Origin of the sequence: Methyloversatilis discipulorum (assembly GCF_018780585.1) — a bacterium.
Taxonomy (GTDB): Bacteria; Pseudomonadota; Gammaproteobacteria; order Burkholderiales; family Rhodocyclaceae; genus Methyloversatilis; species Methyloversatilis discipulorum_B.
The window spans coordinates 199455-220665 of the sequence record NZ_JADMJL010000016.1 but is presented as its reverse complement, the minus strand read 5'-3'; the positions used below and the strand labels follow the sequence as shown (position 1 = coordinate 220665).

Below are 21211 nucleotides of genomic sequence, written 5' to 3'. Positions count from 1 at the left end.
GCCGGCTTTGCAGCGGCCTTCGCCGGTGCAGCCTTCTTCGCGGCCGGCTTTGCAGCAGCCTTCGCCGGTGCAGCCTTCTTCGCCGCCGGCTTTGCAGCGGCCTTCGCCGGTGCAGCCTTCTTCGCTGCCGGCTTCGCAGCGGCCTTCGCCGGTGCAGCCTTCTTCGCCGCCGGCTTTGCAGCAGCCTTCGCGGGTGCAGCCTTCTTCGCTACGGGCTTGGCAGCGGCCTTGGCCGGTGCGGCTTTCTTCGCAGCAGGTTTCGCCGGGGCACTCGCCTTCTTCGCCCCCTTCTTAGCTTCAGCTTCAGCCATGACTTCTCTCCTCTCGGATAACAGGATTGGACAGCACCTCAGCCCCTCCGGTGGCGGAAGGTCTGTTCGAGACGACGCACCGATGTGCGCCCGGTCAGGAACACCGCACGACATGCGCGGGCGACCTGCTCCCACGCACACCTCCGGGTCAACGACCCGAACGACACACGGGCGACGCATGCCGCCCGGATGCCGGATTCACACTCGCAAGCCATCGATGGACGCTTACGACATTCAACAGGACTAATGAAGGCTCGCTCGCCCCATACCGTGACATCCGTCGCTGTCGGCTGGCCTGACCGCCGACAGCACACGCGAGCATTCGAAACAGGGAGAGGTCGTACCGGCCATCAATGTGCCGACCACTCCGGAATGATGGACGCACTGACCCACAGAGCGCCGACGGCGACTCGCGAGGTCGAGTGGATTCCATGCGCGCAGCGTGTCGCGACGCATGAGAAACGAAGACGATTTTTCGGGGGAAAGGACTTCCGACGCGCCGACGAAATCGGCAGCAGATGTGAGGCTTGAAGATGACGTCGCAACGGACTGATTCATGGGCCGAAAGTATTGCACAACCATGAGCCGTTAAAGCAACAAACAGCACAAAAGTCCAGAAATATTTTCAACCTCAGCGCCGCGCAACTTATTGTTTTGGAATATTTTATTCAGCAACGAAACAACACCGAGCGTGCTGAAACCGTTATACGAAGCCACTTTCTGAACAATGACACCTGCACGAAAAGACGTCCACATCGTCAGCTGGCTCGAGGTCGGAGTGTTGCGCCGCGCAAACACCTTCTTACGCGTCAACGGCACCCGTAGTGTCCGATCCCGGGTCCGCTACTAGATGCAGTGTGCCGTGCGCGACACTGCGAACCGCCGAAAAACCTCGATCGGTCACTGCCACATCGCACGCATCTTCGCGGCGATATCGACCCGCGCTTCCGCCACCGTCATCGCCGGCACGCCGTCCATGTCGACGCGTGGCCAGCTCGTCTGTTCGAACAGCGAGAGCAGTCGATTCGGAACGAAGCGGGTGCGCCCGGCGTAGACGTGACGATCACCGGTCGACGCCTGACCGGTGATGTAGAAGCGCTGCGGCACCACCAGCTCGAGCTGTTCCTTCGCGCGCGTCATCGCAACGTAGAGCAGGCGTCTTTCCTCCTCGATCTCGGCCTGGCTGCCGGTCGACATCTCCGACGGAATGCCGCCGTCGACCGCGTTGAGCACCGAGACTGCGTTCCACTCGCGACCCTTGGCGGAGTGGATCGTCGACAGGATGAGGTAGTCCTCGTCGAGCAGCGGCGCGCCCGGCTCGTCGCTGGTCACTTCGGGAGGGTCCAGCGTGAGCTCGGTCAGGAAGCGCTCGCGACTCGGGTAGGTCGACGCCAGCCGTGCGAGTTGCTGGATGTCGGCCGCGCGCACGACGGCATCCTCGTAAAGACGATCCATCTGCGCTTCGTACCAGCGCGCCACGTGTTCGGCACTGGCCGGCCATTCGGCGCGTTCGGCACCGGCCGCTTCGACCAGCATCGAGAACTCGGACCAGCCGGCACGCACGCCCTCGGGCACTGGCCGCTCGGCCAGCAGCGCAGCACCCGGCGGCGCAGCCTGGATGTTGTCGAGGATGCGTGCGGCCGTCTTCGGACCGATGCCGGCCAGCAACTGGATTGCGCGGAATCCGGCGACGCGGTCGCGCAGGTTCTGCGCCCAGCGCAGCACCGACAGCAGATCCTTCACGTGCGCCGCTTCAAGAAACTTCAGGCCGCCGAACTTCACGAAGGGAATGTTCCGGCGCGTCAGTTCGATCTCCAGCCGCATGCTGTGACTGGAGGTGCGGAACAGCACCGCCTGCGACTTCAGTTTCATGCCGCCTTCGCGCCGCGCGAGTATCTGCGTGACGACGAACTCCGCTTGAGCAGCGTCGTCGCGCACCGACACCAGCAGCGGCTTCTGCGTGCCGGTGCGCGCGCTCCACAGCTGCTTGGCGAAACGCTCGTCGGCTTCACCGATCACCGCATTCGCCGCGTCAAGCAGCGGCGGTGTCGAGCGGTAGTTCTGCTCCAGCGTGATGCGCCGCGCCGGGGGGTCGAACTGCTGCGGGAAGTCGAGGATGTTGCGTACCGTGGCACCACGGAAGCTGTAGATGGACTGCGCGTCGTCACCGACCACGGTCAGGCCGCGGCCGTCGGGTTTGATCGACAGCAGGATGCTCGACTGCAGGCGGTTGGTGTCCTGGTACTCGTCGACCAGCACATGCGCGAAGCGCGCGCCGAGTTCGCGCGCGATGACCGGCTCGGCCGCCATCTGTGCCCAGTACAGCAGCAGGTCGTCGTAGTCGAGCACCTGCTGCGCCTGCTTGGCCTCGACATAGGCGCGGAACAGCGTTTTCAGATCGGCCTCCCACTCGGCACACCAGGGGAAGGACGACTGCAGCACATCGGCCAGCGGCGACTGCGTGTTCACCGCCGCCGAATAGATCGCCAGGCAGGTACCCTTCAGCGGAAAGCGCTTCGCCTTGCTGGACAGGCCGATGTCGTGCCGCACCAGATTCATCAGATCGGCAGAGTCTTCGCGATCGTGGATGGTGAACGCCGGATCGAGCCCGATGCGTCCGGCGTACTCGCGCAGCAGCCGCGCACCGACACCGTGAAAGGTGCCCGACCACGGGAAGCCGGCACTGGCCAGCGTGGCGAAACGCGGCGACACCTGCGCGACGATGCGCTGCACCCGGCGCGTCATTTCGTCGGCCGCGCGTCGCGAGAAGGTGAGCAGCATGACGGACTCCGGCTGCGCGCCATTGACCAGCAGGTGGGCAACGCGATGCGCCAGCGTATTCGTCTTGCCGGTGCCGGCGCCGGCGATCACCAGCAGCGGTCCGGCAAGAGCGTCGGGCGCAACGCCGAAGGTGGCGGCTTCGCGTTGCGCGTCGTTCAGGGAGGAGAGGTAATCGGGGCGACTGATGGTGCTGGATTCGGACACGGCGGAACACTTTCGATAGCTGTATCCATATACAGTACATCAAACAAAGCGGCGGCCGGTCAGCCTCGCCGCGCGAGGCGCCTGTCGTGCGCGAGCGCGACGGCAGTGAGCAGGCCGAGCCCGCCACCGACCGCGCAGGTGGCCGGCCAGCCGCCGTGTTGCCAGGCGAATGAGCCGAGCGCCGAGCCGCTTGCGGCACCGGCGAAATAGCAGGTCATATACACCGCGTTGAGTCGCGCCCTTGCCTCCGGTGCGAGCCGGAACACGATGTGCTGGTTACTGATGTGCACGCCCTGCAGGGCCATGTCGATCACGACGAAACCGCCGAGGAAGCAAGCCAGGCTGTCCGCACCCCACAGCAGTGCCACCCAGCTCGCGATCAGCAGCAGCACCGCGATCGCGCTTGCACGCATTGCGCCACCACGATCCGCTGCGCGGCCGACGACGTTGGCCATCAGCGCGCCGGCCGCCCCAGCCAGTCCGACCAGGCCGATGGAAACCTCGTCCATGCCGTGCCCCGGTCCGGCCAGCAACAGCGCCATCGTCGAGAACAGCACGCTGACCGAGGCGAAGGACAGCGCCCCGAGCAGCGCACGACTGCGCAGACGCGGCAGGCTGCGGAACAGTGTGCCGAGCGATGCCAGCGTCTGCAGGTAAGGCCGCGGCGACGGATTGCGCGATTGCGGCAGCGCCCTCCACAGCAGCAAGGCAACGACGAGCATGGCGAAGCCGGCGACCCGGTACACGGTCGACCAGCCGCCGAGCGGCGCGAGCAATCCGGCCACGCTGCGCGCCGCGAGGATGCCGGTCAGCAGACCGCTCATGACGACACCGACCGCCTGCCCCCTGCGCTGCGGTTCGGCCAGCGTCGCCGCCATCGGCACCAGTATCTGCGCCGCCACCGAGAACAGGCCGGCCACCGCGATGCCCGTCGACAGCAGCGAAAGCGAATCGGCGAAGCCGCTGATGAACTGGCCCAGTGCAGCGAGCAGCATGAGTCCCACCGCCAGTGCCCGCCGCTCGAGCATGTCGCCCAGCGGCACGAGCAGCAGCAGTCCGCAGGCGTAGGCGACCTGTGCGATGGTCACGGTGAATGCCACCGATGCCTCGTTCGCGTGCAGGTCGCGCGCGATGGCCGGCAGCAAAGGCTGGTTGAAGTAGTTGCCGCCGGCACACAGGCCTGCGGCCACCGCCATCAGCAGCAGAACCGGCGTCGACAAGGTGTCGCGTGCTGCGGACTGCGAAGAAGCGCTCGATCGATGCATGGAATCCTGGATCCGGAAGGTGTAGTCGTCCGCCGCGCGGCGGTGCAGGTCGATGGGCAACTCAGCCGTGGATGACCGCCGTCGCCTCGATCTCGAACAGCATGCCGTCGAGCGCCAGCCGCGGCACCGGTATCAGCGTGCAGGCGGGCGGAGGCGCCGCGCCCCACATCGCACGCAGTGCCTGCACGAACACGCCCAGCCGCTCCTGCGTGTGATCGACCACCAGCACCGTGAGCTTGACCACGTCCGAAGGCTTCGCCTGCGCCGCCTCCAGCGCGGTGGCGAGGTTTTGCAGTGCCTGCGCAACCTGCTGCGCGAAGTCGGGCGACAGTTCGCCGCGCGCGTTCTCGCCGCCCTGCCCTGCAATATATATATGGCGCGCCGGTGCTTCGGCGATCACCAGGTGCGAGTAGCCATTGGCCGTCGCGTCGTAAAGGCCTTGCGGCTGGATGAAGCGGGTGCGTCGGCCGTTCGGGGCGGCGGTGGAAGGCAAAGACATGGTGTGCTCCATTCGATGGAAGGACGCGTAGCATCAGACCTCAAGCAAGGTTGAGGTCAACCCCCGGAGATCGAATGTCAGAACTCGCCAAAGGCAACAAGTCCGTTACGGTCAGCCTGTCGGTCGGTGAAGTCGCCGCACGCAGCGGCGTCGCCGTATCGGCACTGCACTTCTATGAAAGCCGCGGGCTGATACACAGCACGCGCAACGCCGGCAACCAGCGGCGCTATCCGCGTTCGGTGCTGCGCCGCGTCGCGGTGATCAAGGTGGCGCAGCGCATGGGCATTCCGCTGGCCGCGATTGCTGAAGCACTGCAGGCATTGCCGAACCGGCGCACGCCCACCGTTGCCGACTGGCGCCGCCTGTCGGCGCGCTGGCAGCAGGAGCTGGACGCACGCATCCGCACGCTCACGCAGTTGCGCGACCAGCTCGACGGCTGCATCGGCTGCGGTTGCCTGTCGCTGAAGGCCTGCCCGCTGCGCAACGCGCAGGACGCACTGGCCGGCGAAGGCGCAGGACCGCATTTCGACGAAGGACGCTGAAGCGCGACCCGACGTCGGCGCGTGCGTACATCGGGCGTACGCGTTGTCTGACAGGAGTACATCGGGGAATCGCCGAGACTTCAAAGGTGCCGCTGCGACATAAGGCGTCAGCAATGCGCCGCGCAGCGCGCACGAACAACTCGGCGCCGCGTCGGACGCGGCCCGCATACCGGAGAGCACACATCATGAAAAAGACACTCATCCTGCTGACCGCCGGCGCCCTCATCGCCACCGGCTGCGCCAACATGACCGAAACGCAGAAGCGGACCACGATAGGCACCGGCGTGGGTGCCGCAGCGGGCGCGGCACTGGGCAGCGCGGTCGGCGGCAGCGGCGGCGCTACGCGCAGCGGCGCGCTGATCGGCGCCGCGGTCGGCGGCATCGGCACCTATATCTGGTCGCAGAAGATGGAAGAACAGAAGCGGGCGATGGAACAGGCCACCGCCGGCACCGGCGTCGATGTGGTGCAGACCGCCGACAACCAGCTGAAGCTCGAAATCCCGAGCGACATTTCATTCGACGTCGGCCGCGCCGACATCAAACCGAACTTCCGGCCGGTGCTCGACCGCTTCGCGCAGACGCTGAACGCGAATCCGACCACCACGGTGCGCATCATCGGTCACACCGACAGCACCGGCAGTGACGCGGTGAACGATCCGCTGTCAGTCAATCGCGCCGCCAGCGCACGCAACTATCTGGCCGACCGCGGCGTAGCGTCGTCGCGTATCGTGATCGACGGCCGCGGCTCGCACGAACCGCTGGCCGACAACGGCAGCGAAGCCGGCCGAGCCAAGAACCGGCGCGTCGAGATCTTCGTCGGCGAACCGGGCAAGTAAGTCCCGACCGATGAAGGAAGGCCGGGCGGCACCCGCTGCCCGGCCCGACGACTACAGAGGTGACCATGTACCGGAATGCCACACGTCTGCTCCTCGTCCTGTGTGCCCTGCTCGCGCTGTCCGGCTGTGCCGGCCTGAGCACGCGCGACCCGGTGCGCGTCAATCTGGTCGGGCTGGAACCGCTGCAGGGCGAAGGATTCGAATTGCGCTTCGCACTGAAGCTGCGGGTGCAGAACCCGAACGACCATCCGATCGACTACGACGGCCTGGCGCTGCAGCTCGATGTGAACGACCGTACCTTCGCCACCGGTGTCAGCGACGCGCGCGGCAGCGTGCCGCGTTTCGGCGAGGCGGTGGTGAGCGTGCCGGTCACCGTGTCGGCCCTGTCGGCCTTCCGTCAAGCGTTGGAACTGGGCAGCAGCGCCGACCTCGACCGCCTGCCCTACACGCTGAGCGGCAAGCTGGGCGGTGGTCCTTTCGGCGTGCAGCGCTTCAGCGAAAGAGGCACGCTCAGCCTTCCGGCTGCGACCGGCGGAAGTCAGTAATTCGGCGCCCGCGCCGCGATCGCCATGTCAGGTCGCGGCGCGCTCGTGGAAGGTGATCAGATTGCCGTCGCCATCGAGCGCGGCAAACTCGCGCGTGCCCCAGGCGGTGTCATGCAGCGGTGCATTCGGATGGACGATGCCCTGCCGCGTGCAGTGCGCGAACAGTGCATCCACGCCCTCGACGGCGATGCGGCAGCCGGTCGCTTCGGCGATGCGTCGGTCGCTGCAGGCCCAGAAATGGATGTGAAGCCCGTCCAGCGCCACGATGCCGTAGACGCCCTGGTCTGCGTGCACCGCCGTTGCGCCCAGGCGCTTCACGTAGAAATCGACGGTCTGCAGGATGTCGAGCGACGCCAGCACCGGCGTCGCCGCAACGAAGCGGATGTCGCTCATCGGCGGGTCCGGCGCAGCAGCGCCCGATGGAGCGGGCGCTGCACGCTCAGCGCTTCTGTCCGAAGTAGAAGCCGATCACCAGCGTGAGCAGCGGAGGAACGATCTGCTGGCAGGCTTCGAACAGCTTCTGCGCACGGTCGGCGCTACCGGCATCGGCCCAGTAGTACATCGCCATCGCGAGCATGAATACCAGCGCCAGCGCGGTCAGCACGACAGAACCGAAGTAGAGGTGACGGCTGTCCTGATCCTTGCCGTTGAGACGCGCGATCAGCGCCATCATGACGATCACGATGAACAATTCGCCTGCCGCAAAAAGCAGAACGTTATCCATGGAGCCTCCGTTGAGCGTGGCCAGGCTGGGCGAGATGACCATGTCCGCTATTGTTGTTGATCGGATGGCCGGCATCATCACACGGCGACGACATGGATTTCAATCTGCATCTGCACAAGTGCTGCCGGCGCGGCAGCGATCCGCTCAGCGCTCCATCACATAGCCGCCCGGCGCCGGCGCCAGTTCGGGGAAATCCGCGGTCGCCGCCGGGCGGGCCTTCACCAGCTTGCCGGCACGCGGCTTGAGCCAGGCCATCCAGTCTTCCCACCAGCTGCCGGGTTGCGCGTCGTTGTGCGCCAGCCAGCCATCGGCACGGTCGGCGCGATGCACCTCGGCCGCGCGGTAGCTGCGCTTGGGCGGCGTCACGACCGGATTGACGATGCCCAGGATGTGGCCTGAACTGGACAGCACGAAGCGCTTGTCGCCCGCCAGATGTCGATGGATGCGGAAGGCCTGCTGCCACGGCGCGATGTGATCGTCCTCGGCCGCCACCGCATACAGCGGCTGGGCGATGCGGTGCAGGTCGAGCGGCTCGCCGGCCACGGTCAGCGCGTCCGGCTTGATCAGCTTGTTGTGCAGGTAGAGCTCGCGCAGATACCAGCCGTGCATGGCCTGCGGCATGCGCGTTGCGTCCATGTTCCAGTAAAGCACGTCGAAGGGCGGCGGCGTTTCGCCGTACAGCCAGCCATTGACGACGTAGTTCCAGATCAGGCTGTTGGACCGCAGCAGGCGGAAGGAGGCGGCCATTTCCTTGCCGTCGAGATAGCCCTTCTGCGCCATCGCGTCGCACAGCGAACGCACGCTGGACTCATCGATGAACACCTCGATCTCGCCCGGCGCGCGGAAGTCGATCAGCGTGGTGAGCAGGGTCCAGTCGGCGACCGGCACCTCGTCCGGCGCGAAGCGGCGATTGGCCCAGGCCATGTACATCGCCAGCGCGGTGCCACCGATGCAGTAGCCGACCGCGTGCACCTTCGGCGCGCCGGTCAGCGCGCGCGCGGTTTCGACCGCGGCGTGTACGCCTTCGAGCAGGTAGTCGTCGAAGGTGACGTCACGCATCGAGGCATCGGGGTTCTTCCAGCTGGTGATGAACACGTCCAGCCCCTGGTCGAGCAGGTAGCGGATCATGCTTTTCTTCGGCGCCAGATCGAGTATGTAGAACTTGTTGATCCACGGCGTCACGATCACCACCGGTTGCGTATGCACCTTCGCCTGTGTCGGCGCGTAGTGGATCAGTTCCAGCAGGCGGTTGCGCATCACCACCGCACCCGGCGTGGTCGCCAGGTTCTCGCCGACCTTGAAGTCGTCCGGATCGGTCATGCGCACGTCACCGGCTTTCAGGTCGTCGAGGAAGTTGCGGAAACCGCGCACCAGGCTCTCACCGTGTGTTTCCATCGCCTTGCGCAGCGCCACCGGATTGGTGATCAGGTAGTTGGTCGGCGCCACCGCGTTGAGCCAGTTGCGCCACCAGAACGCCGCGCGTTCGCGGTCCTTCTCCGACATGCCCGGCGTGTCGTAAAGCATGTCCTGGGTGTGACGGGTGAAGGCGAGGTACCACTCCTTCATCAGGTCGAAGGTGGGCAGGTCGGTCCACGCCGGATCGGCGAAGCGCGCATCACCCTCGGTGACCAGAATCGGATCGGTGTCGGGCAGGCCGAGCAGCCGGTTCAGCGTGTGCTGCTGCAGCCGCCACAGATCGGACGAAAGGCTGACCAGGCGGTCACTCAGTTCCTTCGGGTGCGCCGCCCACGCCAGCTGCGCGTGCAGGATGGGCGCGGTCATGCCGAAGGGGTCGGTCGAGCGCGCAATGCCGTCGAGCAGTTCGTGAAAGGTCTGATGCCACAGTTCGACCGGCCCGGCGGGGGTGGCCCCGTTCTCGGCGTCGTTCTCGTACGGGCTGCGGGAAGTGTGGTTCATGATGCGGGACTCCTGATGACATCGACCTCGGGGTCACTGTACGCCGATCGCCTGGTCGAATACCTTGCTGAACGCCTCGAAATTCTCGATGTGCGGCATATGGCCCAGGCCCGGCAGTTCGAACAGCACGGCGCCCGGAATCGACGCCGCCGCCGTCCGGCCTAGCCGGTCGTAGCGCCCCAGTTCGTACTCGACGCCAGGACGCATCCAGTTGCGGCCCGGTCCGGTACGGTCGCGCGTGCCGATGATCAGACTGACCGGCACCGACAGATCCCCGAACTCTGTCACAACAGGCTGGGTGAAGATCATGTCGTAGGTCAAGGCATTGACCCAGGCGACCTGATTCCTGTCCGGTCCCTGCATCTGCCCGATCATGAAACGGGTGAGCGCCGCGTAGCGCTCGTTCCACTGACCGTCGTAATAGTTGTCGCGCTGGTACTTGGCGATGCTGTCGGCCGTCTGCTTCCGTTCGATGCCGTAAAAGAAATCGGTGTCCTTGTGCTCGACATACTTCAGGTAGTTCTCCAGCCCGATCGGATTCACCAGCACCAGGCGCTGCACCGCCTGCGGATACATCAGGGCGAAACGGCTGGCCAGCATGCCGCCCATCGAATGGCCGACGACGATGGAGCGCTCGATGCCGAGCGAGGCCATCAGCGCGCGGGTGTGGCGAGCCAGCGCCGGAAAGGAATACTGGTAATGGACCGGTTTGGACGACTTGCCGAAACCGATCTGGTCCGGAATGAGCACGCCGTAGCCCAGCTTCTGCAGATGACGCGCGGTGCCCGCCCAGTAATCGGCGTTGAAGTTCTTGCCATGCAGCAAGGTGACCACCGGCTTGCCGGCTTCGCCCGGAAGATGGATGTAGGCCATTTCGAGCGACTGCCCCTGCGACGACAGCGGGAAGACCTTCACGTCGAAGGCATAGGCATAAGTGCTGAGCCGCGCGTCGTAGGCCAGCGTCGACACGTCTTCGGCGCGGGCCGGGGAAGAAAGCGGCAACAGCGCCGCGAACACGAGGGCGCACAGTCTGGGCAGGAACACTGGATTCTCCGTATCGGCACACCCCCGGTCGACGCGAGGTCGCCGCCGGGGTTCCGGAGCAGTGTAGGCGAGTCGCGTGACGCCGGCGCTGGACCGCCGCTCAGCCTCCGCTAAGTGCCTGCACGATGACCAGTTCGCCGTCGGCATCGGCCGCCTGTGCCAGGTCGCGCACCTGCTGCCCGTCGACGAAGAAGCGGATGTGGCGGCGTATCCGTCCCTGCTCGTCGATCATGCGGAAGGCGATGCCGGGGTACTGCAGGTCGAGCGCGGCCACCACCTCGGCCAGCGTCGCGCCGTCTACTTCAGCGTGCGCGCTGTCGGTGTAGGAACGCAGCGCACTCGGTATCAGCACCTTCATGTGGCCGGCCGCTCCGCCACCTCGACCGCGTAGATGTCGGGCAGGTGGCGCGCGATGCAGTGCCAGTGCGCGCCCTCGTCGCTGCTCGCCCACAGTTCGCCGCTGGTGGTGCCGAAATAGAGTCCGACCGAGGGCTGGGTGTCCGCCGTCATCGCCTGCCGCTTCACCGTCCACCACGCCTGTTCGGCCGGCAGACCGGCGTCCTGACGCTGCCATTGCTCACCACCATCGCGGGTGACGAATACCGCCGGTTTTCCGCCCGGGCTGGTGCGCGGCCACACCGCGGTGCCATCCATCGGGAATACCCAAGCGGTGTCCGGATCGCGCGGGTGCACCACCATCGGGAAACCGATGTCGCCGACCTCCGCCGGCATGCCGCCGCCGATGCGCCGCCAGCGCGTGGCCGGCCGGTCGAGCCGGAAGATGCCGCAGTGGTTCTGCTGGTAGAGCCGATCCGGGTTGGCCGGGCACTGGCGGATGCAGTGCGGATCGTGAAAGGTGGGCTGCGTCACGTCGAAGCCCTCCACCACTTCGAGACCGTCGATCAGCGGCGCGAAGCTGCGTCCGGCGTCGAAGGACTCGTGCACCCCGCCGCCCGACATCGCCATATACATATGCATCGGGTCGCGCGGGTCGACGATGATCGAGTGCAGCTTGGGACCGTCCGGCGTACCGTCCTGCGCCGTACCCATCCACTCCAGATATCGCGGGTCGTCGTTGATCGATGAGCACGGCGCCCATGTATCGCCGCCATCCTCGGAGCGGAACAGGCCCTGCGGACTGGTGCCGGCGTACCAGACGCCGGGCTGGCTGGCGTGGCCCGGCGTGAGCCAGAAGGTGTGATCGACGCTGCGGCCCACGCCGCCTTCGACCTTCGCGAAGGCCGGCGGCCGCGCGGCCTCGCTCCATGTCTGACCGAAGTCGGTCGAGCGGAACATGGTCGGCCCGAGGTGGCCGGTCTTGGCTGCCGCCAGCAGCGTGCGGCCGTCACGCGGATCGAGTACCAGGTGGCTGATGATGTGACCGAGAAAATGCGGGCCATCGACCCGCCAGGTCTTGCGTTCGGCGTCGCCGTGATAGAGCCAGGCGCCCTTGCGGGTGGCGACCAGCAGGGTAACCGCAGATGGGGATGACATGGGCTTTCCTCCTTGTTCCGTGAGGGGCCGCGGCGCAGCACTGTGCCGCGGGACTACTCGGTCGACGAAGCACGCACCGGCATTTCGACATTGCAGCTCGTCATCGTTGCAGCTTTCGGCCCCCGGTCGCAAGATGACGTCATCGCATCGCCCCGGAGTTCCCATGCGTGTACTGGTCACCAATGCCCGCGACGACTTCCGCGTCAAGGCCTACGCCGGCACGAGCGGCGTGCTGCTGGCGATGGACGTCGACGCATCACGACGCGCCGGCCTGCTCGGTTTTGCGATCGAGCAGAAGGAAGGCACGAAGAAGTGGCAGTGGCTGCTGAACAGCCTCACCTTCCCGGGCCGCGCGCACACGCTGGAAAAATGGGCGGCCACCCCGAGCAATCTGGCACCGATACAGAAATTCCGCTGGGCCGATTACAGCATCGCGCCCGGCACGCGCTGCCGCTACCGCGTGCATCTGGTGTACGGCAGCGCCGAGCAGCCGGAACTGGGCGAATCACTGGAACTGGCGGTCACGACCGACGACGGCAAGCCCAGGGGCCACGACGTCGTGTTCAACCGGGCGGTCGCCGCCAGCCAGGCCTTCGGCCGCAGGTTTCCCGAACTCGATGCGCTGCTGAGCCGTCCCGAGAACAGGAACCTGCCGATCGAGGAATGGCCGGCCGCGCCGCGCGACTGGCTGCAGAACGGCCTGCTCGATCAGGTGCTCGCCTTCGTCGCCCGTGCGAAGGACTCGACCTGGGCGCTGGACATCGCGATCTACGAGTACGAACTGAAGGCCATCGCCAGCGCCGTGCGGGCGGCGCACCGGCGCGGCGCGCAGGTGCGCGTGCTTTATCACGGCAAGGCCGGCGACGAACAGACGGTGCAGAACGAGGCGGCGCTGAAATCGATTCCGAAGGCGAAGAAGCGGGCGCGCATCACTTCGAAAATCTTTCACCACAAATACATCGTGCTGAGCAAGCTCGGCCGCAGCGGCGCCCGCACGCCGCGCGCCGTGCTGTGCGGCAGTACCAATTTCACCGAGAACGGCGTGTACCGGCAGGCCAACGTCGTGCACACCGCCGACGACAAGGCGATGGCGGCCGACTATCTGGCGCTGTTCGAACAGATCTGGGCCACGCCCGGCGACGTTGCCGCCACCCGCGCGTGGATCAACGAACACAACCCGATCGCGCCGACCGGCCGCATCTGGACCGGCTTCTCGCCGCGCTCCGGCGGCGGCGACCTTGCCGCCTTCGCCGACCTGATAAACGGCGCCAAAAGCGACCTGCTGTTCGCCACCGCCTTCGCGCTGCCGGAACCGATACTCGACGCCCTGCTCGGCAAGGCCCACGACCCGGTGCTGCGCTACGGCATCCAGAACAGCGCCAGCCGGATTACCGGCTTCCACGCCGATCGCAGCGCCGAGTTCACAACGCCCGCATTGCTGACAAGCGGACTGGAAGGTTGGGTCAAGGAAGGTCTGCGCGGCCAGCGCGGCAACCTGCTGGTGCACCTGAAAGCCATCGTCACCGACTTCACCACCGACCATCCGGTCATCCTCAGCGGCAGCCACAACCTCAGCGCCTCGGCCAGCAGCGGCAACGACGAGAACGTCCTCGTCATCCGCGGCGACACCGACCTTGCCGACCGCTACGGTCTGGAGGTACTGCGCTTCTACGAGCACTACCGCTTCCGCTACTACGCGAAACTGCTGAAACTGAAGGAGGCGAAGCCGCTGTCGCCGGACGACAGCTGGGCCGACGCCTATTACCGCAAGGGCAATCTGAAGATGCTGTCCAGGCTGCGCTTCTCCGGTCGCTGAAGTGCTGCGCTCATGCGCGAGCCAATATCTCCCAGCACGCCGCCGTAAAGCGCACCATTCCGTCGTCTTTGTAGGGCCGGAAAGCTTCGTGTAGTGCCTCGATCACGCGTGCGCGGGTGTCTGCGTCGGCCTGCTGCAGCGCCACGCCCACCGGGCCGAGCAGGGTGAAGTAGCGTTCGAGCTCGGCGGCAGGCAGCGCGCATTCGATGTCGAGCGGATGGATGTCGATGTCCCGCCAGCCACTGCGCGCCAGCACCTCGCGAACAAGAGTCCGGTCGGCGAAGGCGAACTGGCCCGGAGCCCCCGGGCGACGCGCGGGCAAGTCGGGCAGCAATGGTGCGGCTGCGCGCTCGGCGGTGGTCATGAAGGTGTTCTCGTCGGTGCCGCGCCAGGCGATGGCGTGCAGCGCACCGTCGCTGCGCAGCGCCACGCGCAGGTGGGCAAACGCATCGACCGGACGCTCGAAGAACATGACGCCGAAGCGCGACACGATGAGGTCAGCGGCGCCGGGCGCGAAGGCATGCCGTGCGGCGTCGGCGCAGACGAAGTGCGCGGCCGAAGCGCTGGCCAGCGCGCGGGCACGGGCCGCGGCGATCATCGGCGCCGACACGTCGACACCGATACAGTGCGCCCCGCTGCCCAGCGCCTCGGCCAGCGCCAGCGTGGTGGCGCCGGTGCCGCAGCCGATGTCGATCACGCTGCGCGCGGAGCGCGTCCGTGCCACCTCGACCAGCCGTTCGGAAAAAGGCGCGAACAGCGCATCGAGTAGCGGCTGCGCCTGCACCCAGCCGTCGGCGGCCGGACCGTTCCACAAGGCGATCTGCGCGTCGGCGCGCGTATCTGAAGCATCCATCGTCGTCTCCCGTGACTTGCCCGCAACGTGCGGTGTGAGCACTATGCAAATTCAAGTCGACTTGAGGTCAAGCCCATGAGCGATCTGGATATCGCCGAAGTGGCACAGCGCGCCGGCGTCACCGCGGCGACCCTGCGTTTCTACGAGGAAAAGGGGCTGATACGTTCGATCGGCCGGCGCGGTCTGCGCCGCGTGTTCGGCAATGACGTACTCGAGAGATTGGCGCTGATTTCGCTGGGCCGCGCGGCCGGCTTCTCGCTGGACGAGATCGGCCGCATGTTCGCACCGGGCGGCACGCTGGACATCGACCGCGGCCTGCTCGCCGAGCGCGCGGACGAACTCGACCGTACGATACGCAGACTGGGTGCGCTGCGCGACGGCCTCCGTCACGCCGCCGCCTGCCCGGCACCGAGCCACCTGGAATGTCCGACCTTCCGCCGCATCCTGCGCGCGGCGGAGTCGAAGTCGCTGGCGCGACGCCTTCCTTCGACCCGCAGGTCGCTCTGAACTCAACCCGCAGCGCGCCGCCCGAAATCCGCCGCATCGATGCCGAACCAGGCGACGCCCGGCGTCTTCTCGACGACGATGCACTCGCCGTCGAGCCGGTAAGTCAGTTGCAGGTGGTGGCGCGGGCTCGACAGCACCGCCGGATTGAATACCGCAAAGTTCTCGCCCTCCGGCCGGCGCACCGACTGCACCACCAGGCCCGGGTGACCTTCGCGGTGGATGCGCGCGCCGACCGACTGCGGGAAGCTGTAATCGAGCGGATGCAGCAGATCCGGCCAGTCGGCCGTAAGCGGGCGGAAGTCGAGCAGCGCAGCGGCGCAGCCCACGACATAGACCTTGCGCTCGGCCGCCACCGACTCGCGCTCGAAACCGGCGTCAGCCAGCAGGCCGTTGCGCCAGTGCCAGGCCGACTCATACACCGTCGTATCGACCGACTCCGAGCCGTACCAGACACCGTGGCGACCGTCGGAAAAGCGGCTGGCCTGCCAGTTCTGGAACGGCCAGGCGATGGCGTTGAACCACTCGGCGTCCTCGAACGGACGGTGCAGCACCGGGGCCGGCGAGCGGTAGGGCGGCGGCTTGGCGTCGCCCTCCACCTTCTGCGCCAGCAGCCACTCGGCCGGATCGTCGGTGAGATCGTCGAACAGGTCCTGCGAACTGCGCAGCGACACGATGTTGCGGAACACGTCGCGCTGCACCTCGGCCAGCGCAAGGCGGGCGAACAGATCGCCGAGACTCACTGACCGCGCGCCCGATCCAGGTAGGCGCGCACCATCAGCAGCCCGGCAAAGCCCCACTCCTTCACCACCTCGACCGGGGTGAGGTTGTCGAAAGCACGGTTGCGGGTGCTCATCCAGCGGTAGGCGAGATCGCGGTTCTGGGGAAACAGCAGGCGCAGGTTCTTGTGGATGCCCAGCAGATGACCGACCCGCTCATACTGGTCGCGGCTGGTGCCGATCGGCTCACCGCGCCGGTAGCGCGCCAGCGCCGCCCGGTTGCTGGCGGCGATGCCGAGCAGTGCAGCCTGGTCTTCGGTGCCGAGTTTCCAGTGATCGAGCAGGGTCATGATCATGCGGGCCAGCGCGCCGCGGTCTTCCGAAGCGCTGATTCCCTTGTCTGCGATGGCGCCCATGGGAACAGTCCTGTGTGGAATCGAATCAGATTGAAGCATAGCCCATTTGTTGCGATTCACACCCAACTTGTTCCTATGGAAACAATATCGTCCATCCCCTCTGCGGCAGTCAGCGCGGCAACGCGTCAGCCATGGCCTCGCCCATGCGCACCGTGCGCCCGGGCACCCAGTCGGCGCAGGCCTGCAGCGCCCCCCTGGGGAACAGCATGACGACAGTAGAACCGAGCAGGAAGCGGCCCATCTCCTCGCCGCGGTCGAGCCGGATGTCCTGGTCGTCGTAGCGCCACTCGCGCAGCTTGCCGGTGCGCGGCGGATTGATCAGCCCATGCCACACGGTCTGCATGCTGCCGACCACCATGGCGCCGACCAGTGTCAGCACGAAGGGGCCGAAGTCCGAATCGAACAGGCAGACCACGCGTTCATTGCGCGCGAACAGGCCGGGCACGCCCGCCACCGTCGCCGGATTGACCGAATACAGGCTGCCCGGCACATGGATCATGCGCCGGAGCCGGCCCGCACAGGGCATGTGGATGCGGTGGTAGTCCTTGGGGCTCAGGTAGATCGAGATCGCTTCGCCGCCGTCGAATCGATCGACCAGTGCCGCGTCGCCGCCCACCAGGGCACGCGCGCTGTACGGGTGTCCCTTCACCTGCAGCAAGGTGTCGCCATCGAGCTTCACGCAGTCGATCACGGTGCCATCGACCGGGCTGACGAAGGGCGAGTCGGCCAGCGGACGGGCACCTTCGCGCAGCGCGCGGGTGAAGAAATCGTTGAAGCAGGCATAGTCGGCCGGGTCCGGCCGGGCCGCCTCGCTCATGTCCACGCCGTACTTGCGGATGAACCAGGGAATGATGCCGCGGGTCCAGGGTGCGCGCGAATTCGCCACGAATTCGGCGAAACGCGTCAGTGCCTGCTTGGGCATGCCGTGCTGGGCCAGCACGAAAAAGCGATCACGAAGATCAGGTGACGGCATTGTCGGGTCTCATGTGGGGGTGCCTCCCCGAGCGGATACGCAGGACGGATGGCGACACGGCCGCGAGCTGCTCAAGAGGAAAGCCCCGATTTTCTGGCCCCGCATATTAATTGAAGCATGGGCCACCGGCATGCGCCGCGCCGACCGATAAGCGCACCGTCTTCCCGCCAGCCGGTCGCAGAACGGCATCGCCACCGCCGGTCGGAAGCGCTATCGAAGCCCATGCCCCGATGCTAGGCTCATAACTTCATCCAACCCGACGCCCAAGCTGGCCTGCCGCAGCGTGCAGCCGAACGGATGTCATTGAAAGAGGAGCGGAACATGAAGAGCGCCACTTCGGCATTGCTTTGCCTCAGCCTGATCGCCAGTCCCTGCGCATGGTCCGCCAGCGGACAGATCGACAGCTTCGGCGCCAGCCAGACAACGGTGCAGGCCGGCAGCACGGTGGATTTCTTCGTATCTTTCAGCGTGAACACCTCGTCGCGTAACGACGGCGGGAATGACCCGGTCGAACCCCCACCGGTCGAGGGGTACCAGGAATGGATGATGAACTGGTACTGGTACGAGGCTGAAACGGTGACGGCCGTCTATCTGCAGGCCGCCGGCCAGAACTTCAACGACTATCCCTCGGCGGCGCCCGGCAGTGGTTATTCCAACGGCTGGACCTTCTCGCTGCTGTTCCCGACTGCCGGAACCTTCGAGATCGCCGTCGGCGGCGGCTGGAGCGCGACCAACTCGACCTCGTCGGGCAGCGAGATCGCATCCCGCACCTGCATGAGCGACGAAGGCGGCGGGCTGAGCTGCTCGTCATGGCAGTACAGCTATCCGCAGTACGAAGACTTCTCGTCGACCGACGGTTCATTCGATGGCAAGTCGATCACAATCAACGTGACAGCGGTGCCCGAGCCGATGACGGCCGCACTCTGGCTGGCCGGCCTCGGATGCCTGCTGACCGCCAGCCGCCGCCGGCGCCCCTGAACCAGCCCGCCTCCTCGCCAGCTGGAGGCATCACACCGGAACACGCGAGGCGCCGGGCGCCGGAGCCTGCACGGGACGGCCGGTAACGGCACGCGCCCGGCACAGGGACGGGCACAATGCGACGACATGGCAACACCTTCGCGCAGGCGCAGTCTGCCTGCAGCACAGGTGTCGGCCGCCCTTCCGTACCCTGTGCAGGCCCCGTCTCCGTCCAGCTTCCATCGCACGCGCATGAGCAAGACCCAGCCCTCCAACCGACTCGCCGCCTCCGCCACCATCCGCGTCCGCGGCGCCCGCGAACACAATCTGAAAGACATCGACGTCGATCTGCCGCGCGACGCGCTGGTGGCGTTTTCCGGTGTATCCGGTTCCGGCAAGTCCTCGCTCGCCTTCGGCACGCTGTATGCCGAGGCGCAGCGGCGCTATCTGGAATCGGTGGCGCCATACGCGCGCCGGCTGATCGACCAGGCCGGCGTGCCCGACGTCGAAAGCATCGAAGGCCTGCCGCCGGCGGTGGCCCTGCAGCAGCAGCGCGGAACGCCGGGCGCGCGCTCGTCGGTGGGCAGCGTGACCACGCTGTCCAGCCTGCTGCGCCTGCTGTATTCGCGCGCCGGCCGCTATCCGGCGCGCCAGCCCATGCTGCAGGCCGAGGACTTCTCGCCCAACACGCCACAGGGCGCCTGCCCGAACTGCCACGGTCTGGGCCGCGTGTTCGAGGTAAGCGAAGAGACGCTGGTGCTCGACCCGTCGCTGACCATACGCGACGGCGCAGTCAGCGCGTGGCCGCCGGCCTGGCACGGCCAGAATCTGCGCGACATCCTGGTCAGCCTTGGCATCGACGTCGACACGCCGTGGGCAAAGCTGCCGCGCAAGGTGCGGGACTGGATCCTGTTCACCGACGAACAGCCGGTGGTACCGGTCTATGCCGGCTTCACGCCGGAGGAAACGCGCGTCGCGCTGCGGCGGAAGATGGAGCCGAGCTATCAGGGCACCTTCACCAGCGCACGCCGCTACGTGCTGCACACCTTCGCCAGCACGCAGAGCACGCTGATGCGCAAACGCGTGTCGCGCTACATGCGGGCCGCCGACTGCCCGGTATGCGCCGGCAAGCGGCTCAAGCCGGAAGCGCTGGCGGTTACCTTCGCCGGGCTGGACATCGGTGCGCTGTCGCGCCAGCCGCTATCCGAGGTGGTGCGCCTGCTCGCACCGGCCGTCGCCGGCGAGGCGGATGCCCGGCTGCCGGAAGAAAAGCGCCTCGCCGCACAGAGGCTGGCCGGCGAAGTTGTCGACCGCATCGAGGTGCTGCTGCGGCTGGGTCTGGGCTATCTGACGCTGGAACGCAGCACGCCCACGCTGTCGCCCGGTGAGCTGCAGCGGCTCAGGCTGGCCACCCAGCTGCGCTCTCAGCTTTTCGGCGTCGTCTATGTGCTGGACGAACCGTCCGCCGGTCTGCATCCGGCCGACGGCGAAGCGCTGTTCGACGCGTTGCTGCAGCTGAAGCAGGCCGGCAACAGCGTGTTCGTGGTCGAGCACGACCTCGACATGATCCGCCGCGCCGACTGGGTGGTCGATGTCGGCCCGGGCGCAGGCACCGAGGGCGGACGCATTGTCTACAGCGGCCCGCCCGCCGGTCTGGCCGCGGTAAAGTCGTCGGCGACCGCGCGCTTCCTGAAGTCGGATCTGCCGCCGGTGCGCACACCGCGAACGCCATCAGGCTGGCTGTCGTTGCACGACGTGAGCCGCAACAACCTGGACCGGCTGGACGCGCGCATCCCGCTCGGCGTGCTGTGTGCGGTGACCGGCCTGTCCGGCTCCGGCAAGTCCAGCCTGATCAGCCAGGCACTGGTCGAACTGGTGGCGGAGCACCTGGGTCACGTGGTCGAGGCCGAGCCCGAGCACGACGACGGCGAGCAGCCGCCGGTCGACACCGCGCGGACCGAAGGCCGGCTGGGCGAAGGCGCGGACGCGATCCGCCGGCTGGTGCGTATCGACCAGAAGCCGATCGGCCGCACGCCGCGCTCCAACCTCGCCACCTACACCGGCCTGTTCGACGAGGTGCGCAAGCTGTTCGCGCAGACGCCCGCCGCCCGCAAGCGTGGCTTCGACGCCGGGCGCTTCTCGTTCAACGTGGCCAAGGGTCGCTGCCCGACCTGCGAGGGCGAAGGCTTCGTCAGCGTCGAACTGCTGTTCATGCCCGGCGTGTACGCGCCCTGCGCCGCCTGCCACGGCACCCGCTACAACCCGTCCACGCTGGCCGTGACCTGGCAGGGGCGCACCATCGCCGAGGTGCTGGACCTCACCGTCGATCAGGCCTGCGAGGTATTCACGGCGGAGACCCGGGTGCGCGCCCCGCTCACGCTGCTGAGCCGGCTCGGCCTGGGCTACCTTCGGCTGGGCCAGCCGGCGACCGAACTGTCGGGCGGCGAGGCGCAGCGCATCAAGCTCGCCACCGAACTGCAGCGCAGCGGACGAGGCGGCACGCTGTACGTGCTGGACGAACCGACCACCGGCCTGCATCCGGCCGACGTCGAACGCCTGCTCGCCCAGCTCGAAGTGCTGGTCGATGGCGGCAACAGCGTGGTGCTGGTCGAGCACGACATGCGACTGGTGGCGCGAGCGGACTGGGTGATCGACATGGGGCCGGGCGCTGGCGCCGAGGGTGGGCGCATCGTCGCCGAGGGGCGACCCGCCGACGTGGCGAAGGCGAAAGGCAGCCGCACCGCGCCCTATCTGCGGCGGGCGCTGGACGGCGGACGCGGAAAAGAGTGAGGGGCCCGGAGGGCCCCTGGT

General features: G+C 66.9%; 21 protein-coding genes. 7 read left to right on the top strand and 14 right to left on the bottom strand.

The genetic code is table 11. The features are described from left to right. The 4 genes from IV112_RS07085 to IV112_RS07070 form a co-directional block, all read right to left on the bottom strand. The coding region (locus IV112_RS07085) for a hypothetical protein (RefSeq protein WP_304002259.1) at positions 1-311 on the bottom strand (311 nt) is incomplete at its 3' end. Between the two features lie 900 nt (positions 312-1211). Next, positions 1212-3296, bottom strand: coding sequence for an ATP-dependent helicase (locus IV112_RS07080; protein ID WP_304002256.1), 2085 nt, complete (start codon positions 3294-3296; stop codon positions 1212-1214). A gap of 59 nt (positions 3297-3355) precedes the next feature. Next, on the bottom strand, positions 3356-4516 hold the full coding sequence (locus IV112_RS07075) for an MFS transporter (RefSeq protein ID WP_304002254.1): 1161 nt from the start codon (positions 4514-4516) through the stop codon (positions 3356-3358). 106 nt (positions 4517-4622) lie between these two features. Then, a complete protein-coding gene (locus IV112_RS07070; RefSeq protein WP_304002252.1) occupies positions 4623-5060 on the bottom strand; it encodes a RidA family protein in 438 nt (145 codons plus the stop codon). Positions 5061-5134: 74 nt separating this feature from the next. Here IV112_RS07070 and soxR point away from each other — a divergent pair, with 74 nt between their 5' ends. From soxR to IV112_RS07055, 3 genes are all read left to right on the top strand, one after another. Continuing rightward, a complete protein-coding gene (gene soxR / locus IV112_RS07065) occupies positions 5135-5602 on the top strand; it encodes a redox-sensitive transcriptional activator SoxR (protein WP_304002248.1) in 468 nt (155 codons plus the stop codon). Positions 5603-5787: 185 nt separating this feature from the next. Then, positions 5788-6438 carry an OmpA family protein gene (locus IV112_RS07060; protein ID WP_304002245.1) on the top strand — a complete coding sequence of 217 codons (651 nt, stop codon included), beginning with the start codon at positions 5788-5790 and terminating at the stop codon, positions 6436-6438. A gap of 65 nt (positions 6439-6503) precedes the next feature. Continuing rightward, positions 6504-6983, top strand: coding sequence for an LEA type 2 family protein (locus tag IV112_RS07055; protein ID WP_296812717.1), 480 nt, complete (start codon positions 6504-6506; stop codon positions 6981-6983). 27 nt (positions 6984-7010) lie between these two features. Here the strand turns inward: IV112_RS07055 and IV112_RS07050 are convergent, their stop codons facing one another. From IV112_RS07050 to IV112_RS07025, 6 genes are all read right to left on the bottom strand, one after another. After that, positions 7011-7376 (bottom strand): bleomycin resistance protein, encoded by a 366-nt coding sequence (locus IV112_RS07050; RefSeq protein ID WP_304002241.1) that lies wholly within the window; start codon positions 7374-7376, stop codon positions 7011-7013. A gap of 46 nt (positions 7377-7422) precedes the next feature. Then, positions 7423-7707, bottom strand: coding sequence for a hypothetical protein (locus IV112_RS07045; protein WP_304002237.1), 285 nt, complete (start codon positions 7705-7707; stop codon positions 7423-7425). A gap of 144 nt (positions 7708-7851) precedes the next feature. Next, positions 7852-9624, bottom strand: coding sequence for a PHA/PHB synthase family protein (locus IV112_RS07040; RefSeq protein ID WP_304002234.1), 1773 nt, complete (start codon positions 9622-9624; stop codon positions 7852-7854). A gap of 33 nt (positions 9625-9657) precedes the next feature. Next, positions 9658-10668: an alpha/beta fold hydrolase gene (locus IV112_RS07035; RefSeq protein WP_304002230.1), complete on the bottom strand. Its 1011-nt coding sequence runs from the start codon at positions 10666-10668 to the stop codon at positions 9658-9660. Positions 10669-10768: 100 nt separating this feature from the next. Then, a complete protein-coding gene (locus tag IV112_RS07030) occupies positions 10769-11026 on the bottom strand; it encodes a MoaD/ThiS family protein (RefSeq protein ID WP_304002228.1) in 258 nt (85 codons plus the stop codon). After that, positions 11023-12162, bottom strand: coding sequence for a WD40/YVTN/BNR-like repeat-containing protein (locus IV112_RS07025; protein WP_304002227.1), 1140 nt, complete (start codon positions 12160-12162; stop codon positions 11023-11025). The genes IV112_RS07030 and IV112_RS07025 overlap by 4 nt, the downstream gene beginning before the upstream one ends. 163 nt (positions 12163-12325) lie before the next feature. Between IV112_RS07025 and IV112_RS07020 the strand changes: the two genes are divergently transcribed. Continuing rightward, positions 12326-13978, top strand: coding sequence for a phospholipase D-like domain-containing protein (locus IV112_RS07020; RefSeq protein ID WP_304002225.1), 1653 nt, complete (start codon positions 12326-12328; stop codon positions 13976-13978). A gap of 10 nt (positions 13979-13988) precedes the next feature. Here the strand turns inward: IV112_RS07020 and IV112_RS07015 are convergent, their stop codons facing one another. After that, positions 13989-14831, bottom strand: a complete 843-nt coding sequence (locus IV112_RS07015) for a class I SAM-dependent methyltransferase (RefSeq protein ID WP_304002222.1) — start codon at positions 14829-14831, stop codon at positions 13989-13991. A 75-nt stretch (positions 14832-14906) separates the two neighbouring features. Between IV112_RS07015 and IV112_RS07010 the strand changes: the two genes are divergently transcribed. Further along, positions 14907-15338, top strand: coding sequence for a helix-turn-helix domain-containing protein (locus IV112_RS07010; RefSeq protein ID WP_304002220.1), 432 nt, complete (start codon positions 14907-14909; stop codon positions 15336-15338). 2 nt (positions 15339-15340) lie between these two features. On the opposite strand, the gene IV112_RS07005 is transcribed toward IV112_RS07010, so the two are convergent. From IV112_RS07005 to asd, 3 genes are all read right to left on the bottom strand, one after another. Beyond that, entirely contained in the window at positions 15341-16078 is a 738-nt protein-coding gene (locus tag IV112_RS07005) for an RES family NAD+ phosphorylase (protein ID WP_304002217.1), read from the bottom strand. Then, positions 16075-16470 (bottom strand): MbcA/ParS/Xre antitoxin family protein, encoded by a 396-nt coding sequence (locus tag IV112_RS07000; protein WP_020165410.1) that lies wholly within the window; start codon positions 16468-16470, stop codon positions 16075-16077. Before IV112_RS07000 ends, IV112_RS07005 begins: the two co-directional genes overlap by 4 nt. 109 nt (positions 16471-16579) lie before the next feature. Beyond that, a complete protein-coding gene (asd, locus tag IV112_RS06995) occupies positions 16580-17443 on the bottom strand; it encodes an archaetidylserine decarboxylase (RefSeq protein ID WP_304002214.1) in 864 nt (287 codons plus the stop codon). A gap of 321 nt (positions 17444-17764) precedes the next feature. Here asd and IV112_RS06990 point away from each other — a divergent pair, with 321 nt between their 5' ends. Both IV112_RS06990 and IV112_RS06985 read left to right on the top strand, forming a co-directional pair. Further along, entirely contained in the window at positions 17765-18421 is a 657-nt protein-coding gene (locus IV112_RS06990; protein WP_304002212.1) for a PEP-CTERM sorting domain-containing protein, read from the top strand. Between the two features lie 231 nt (positions 18422-18652). Next, positions 18653-21190, top strand: a complete 2538-nt coding sequence (locus IV112_RS06985) for an excinuclease ABC subunit UvrA (protein ID WP_304002210.1) — start codon at positions 18653-18655, stop codon at positions 21188-21190. The last annotated feature ends 21 nt before the right edge of the window (positions 21191-21211 follow it).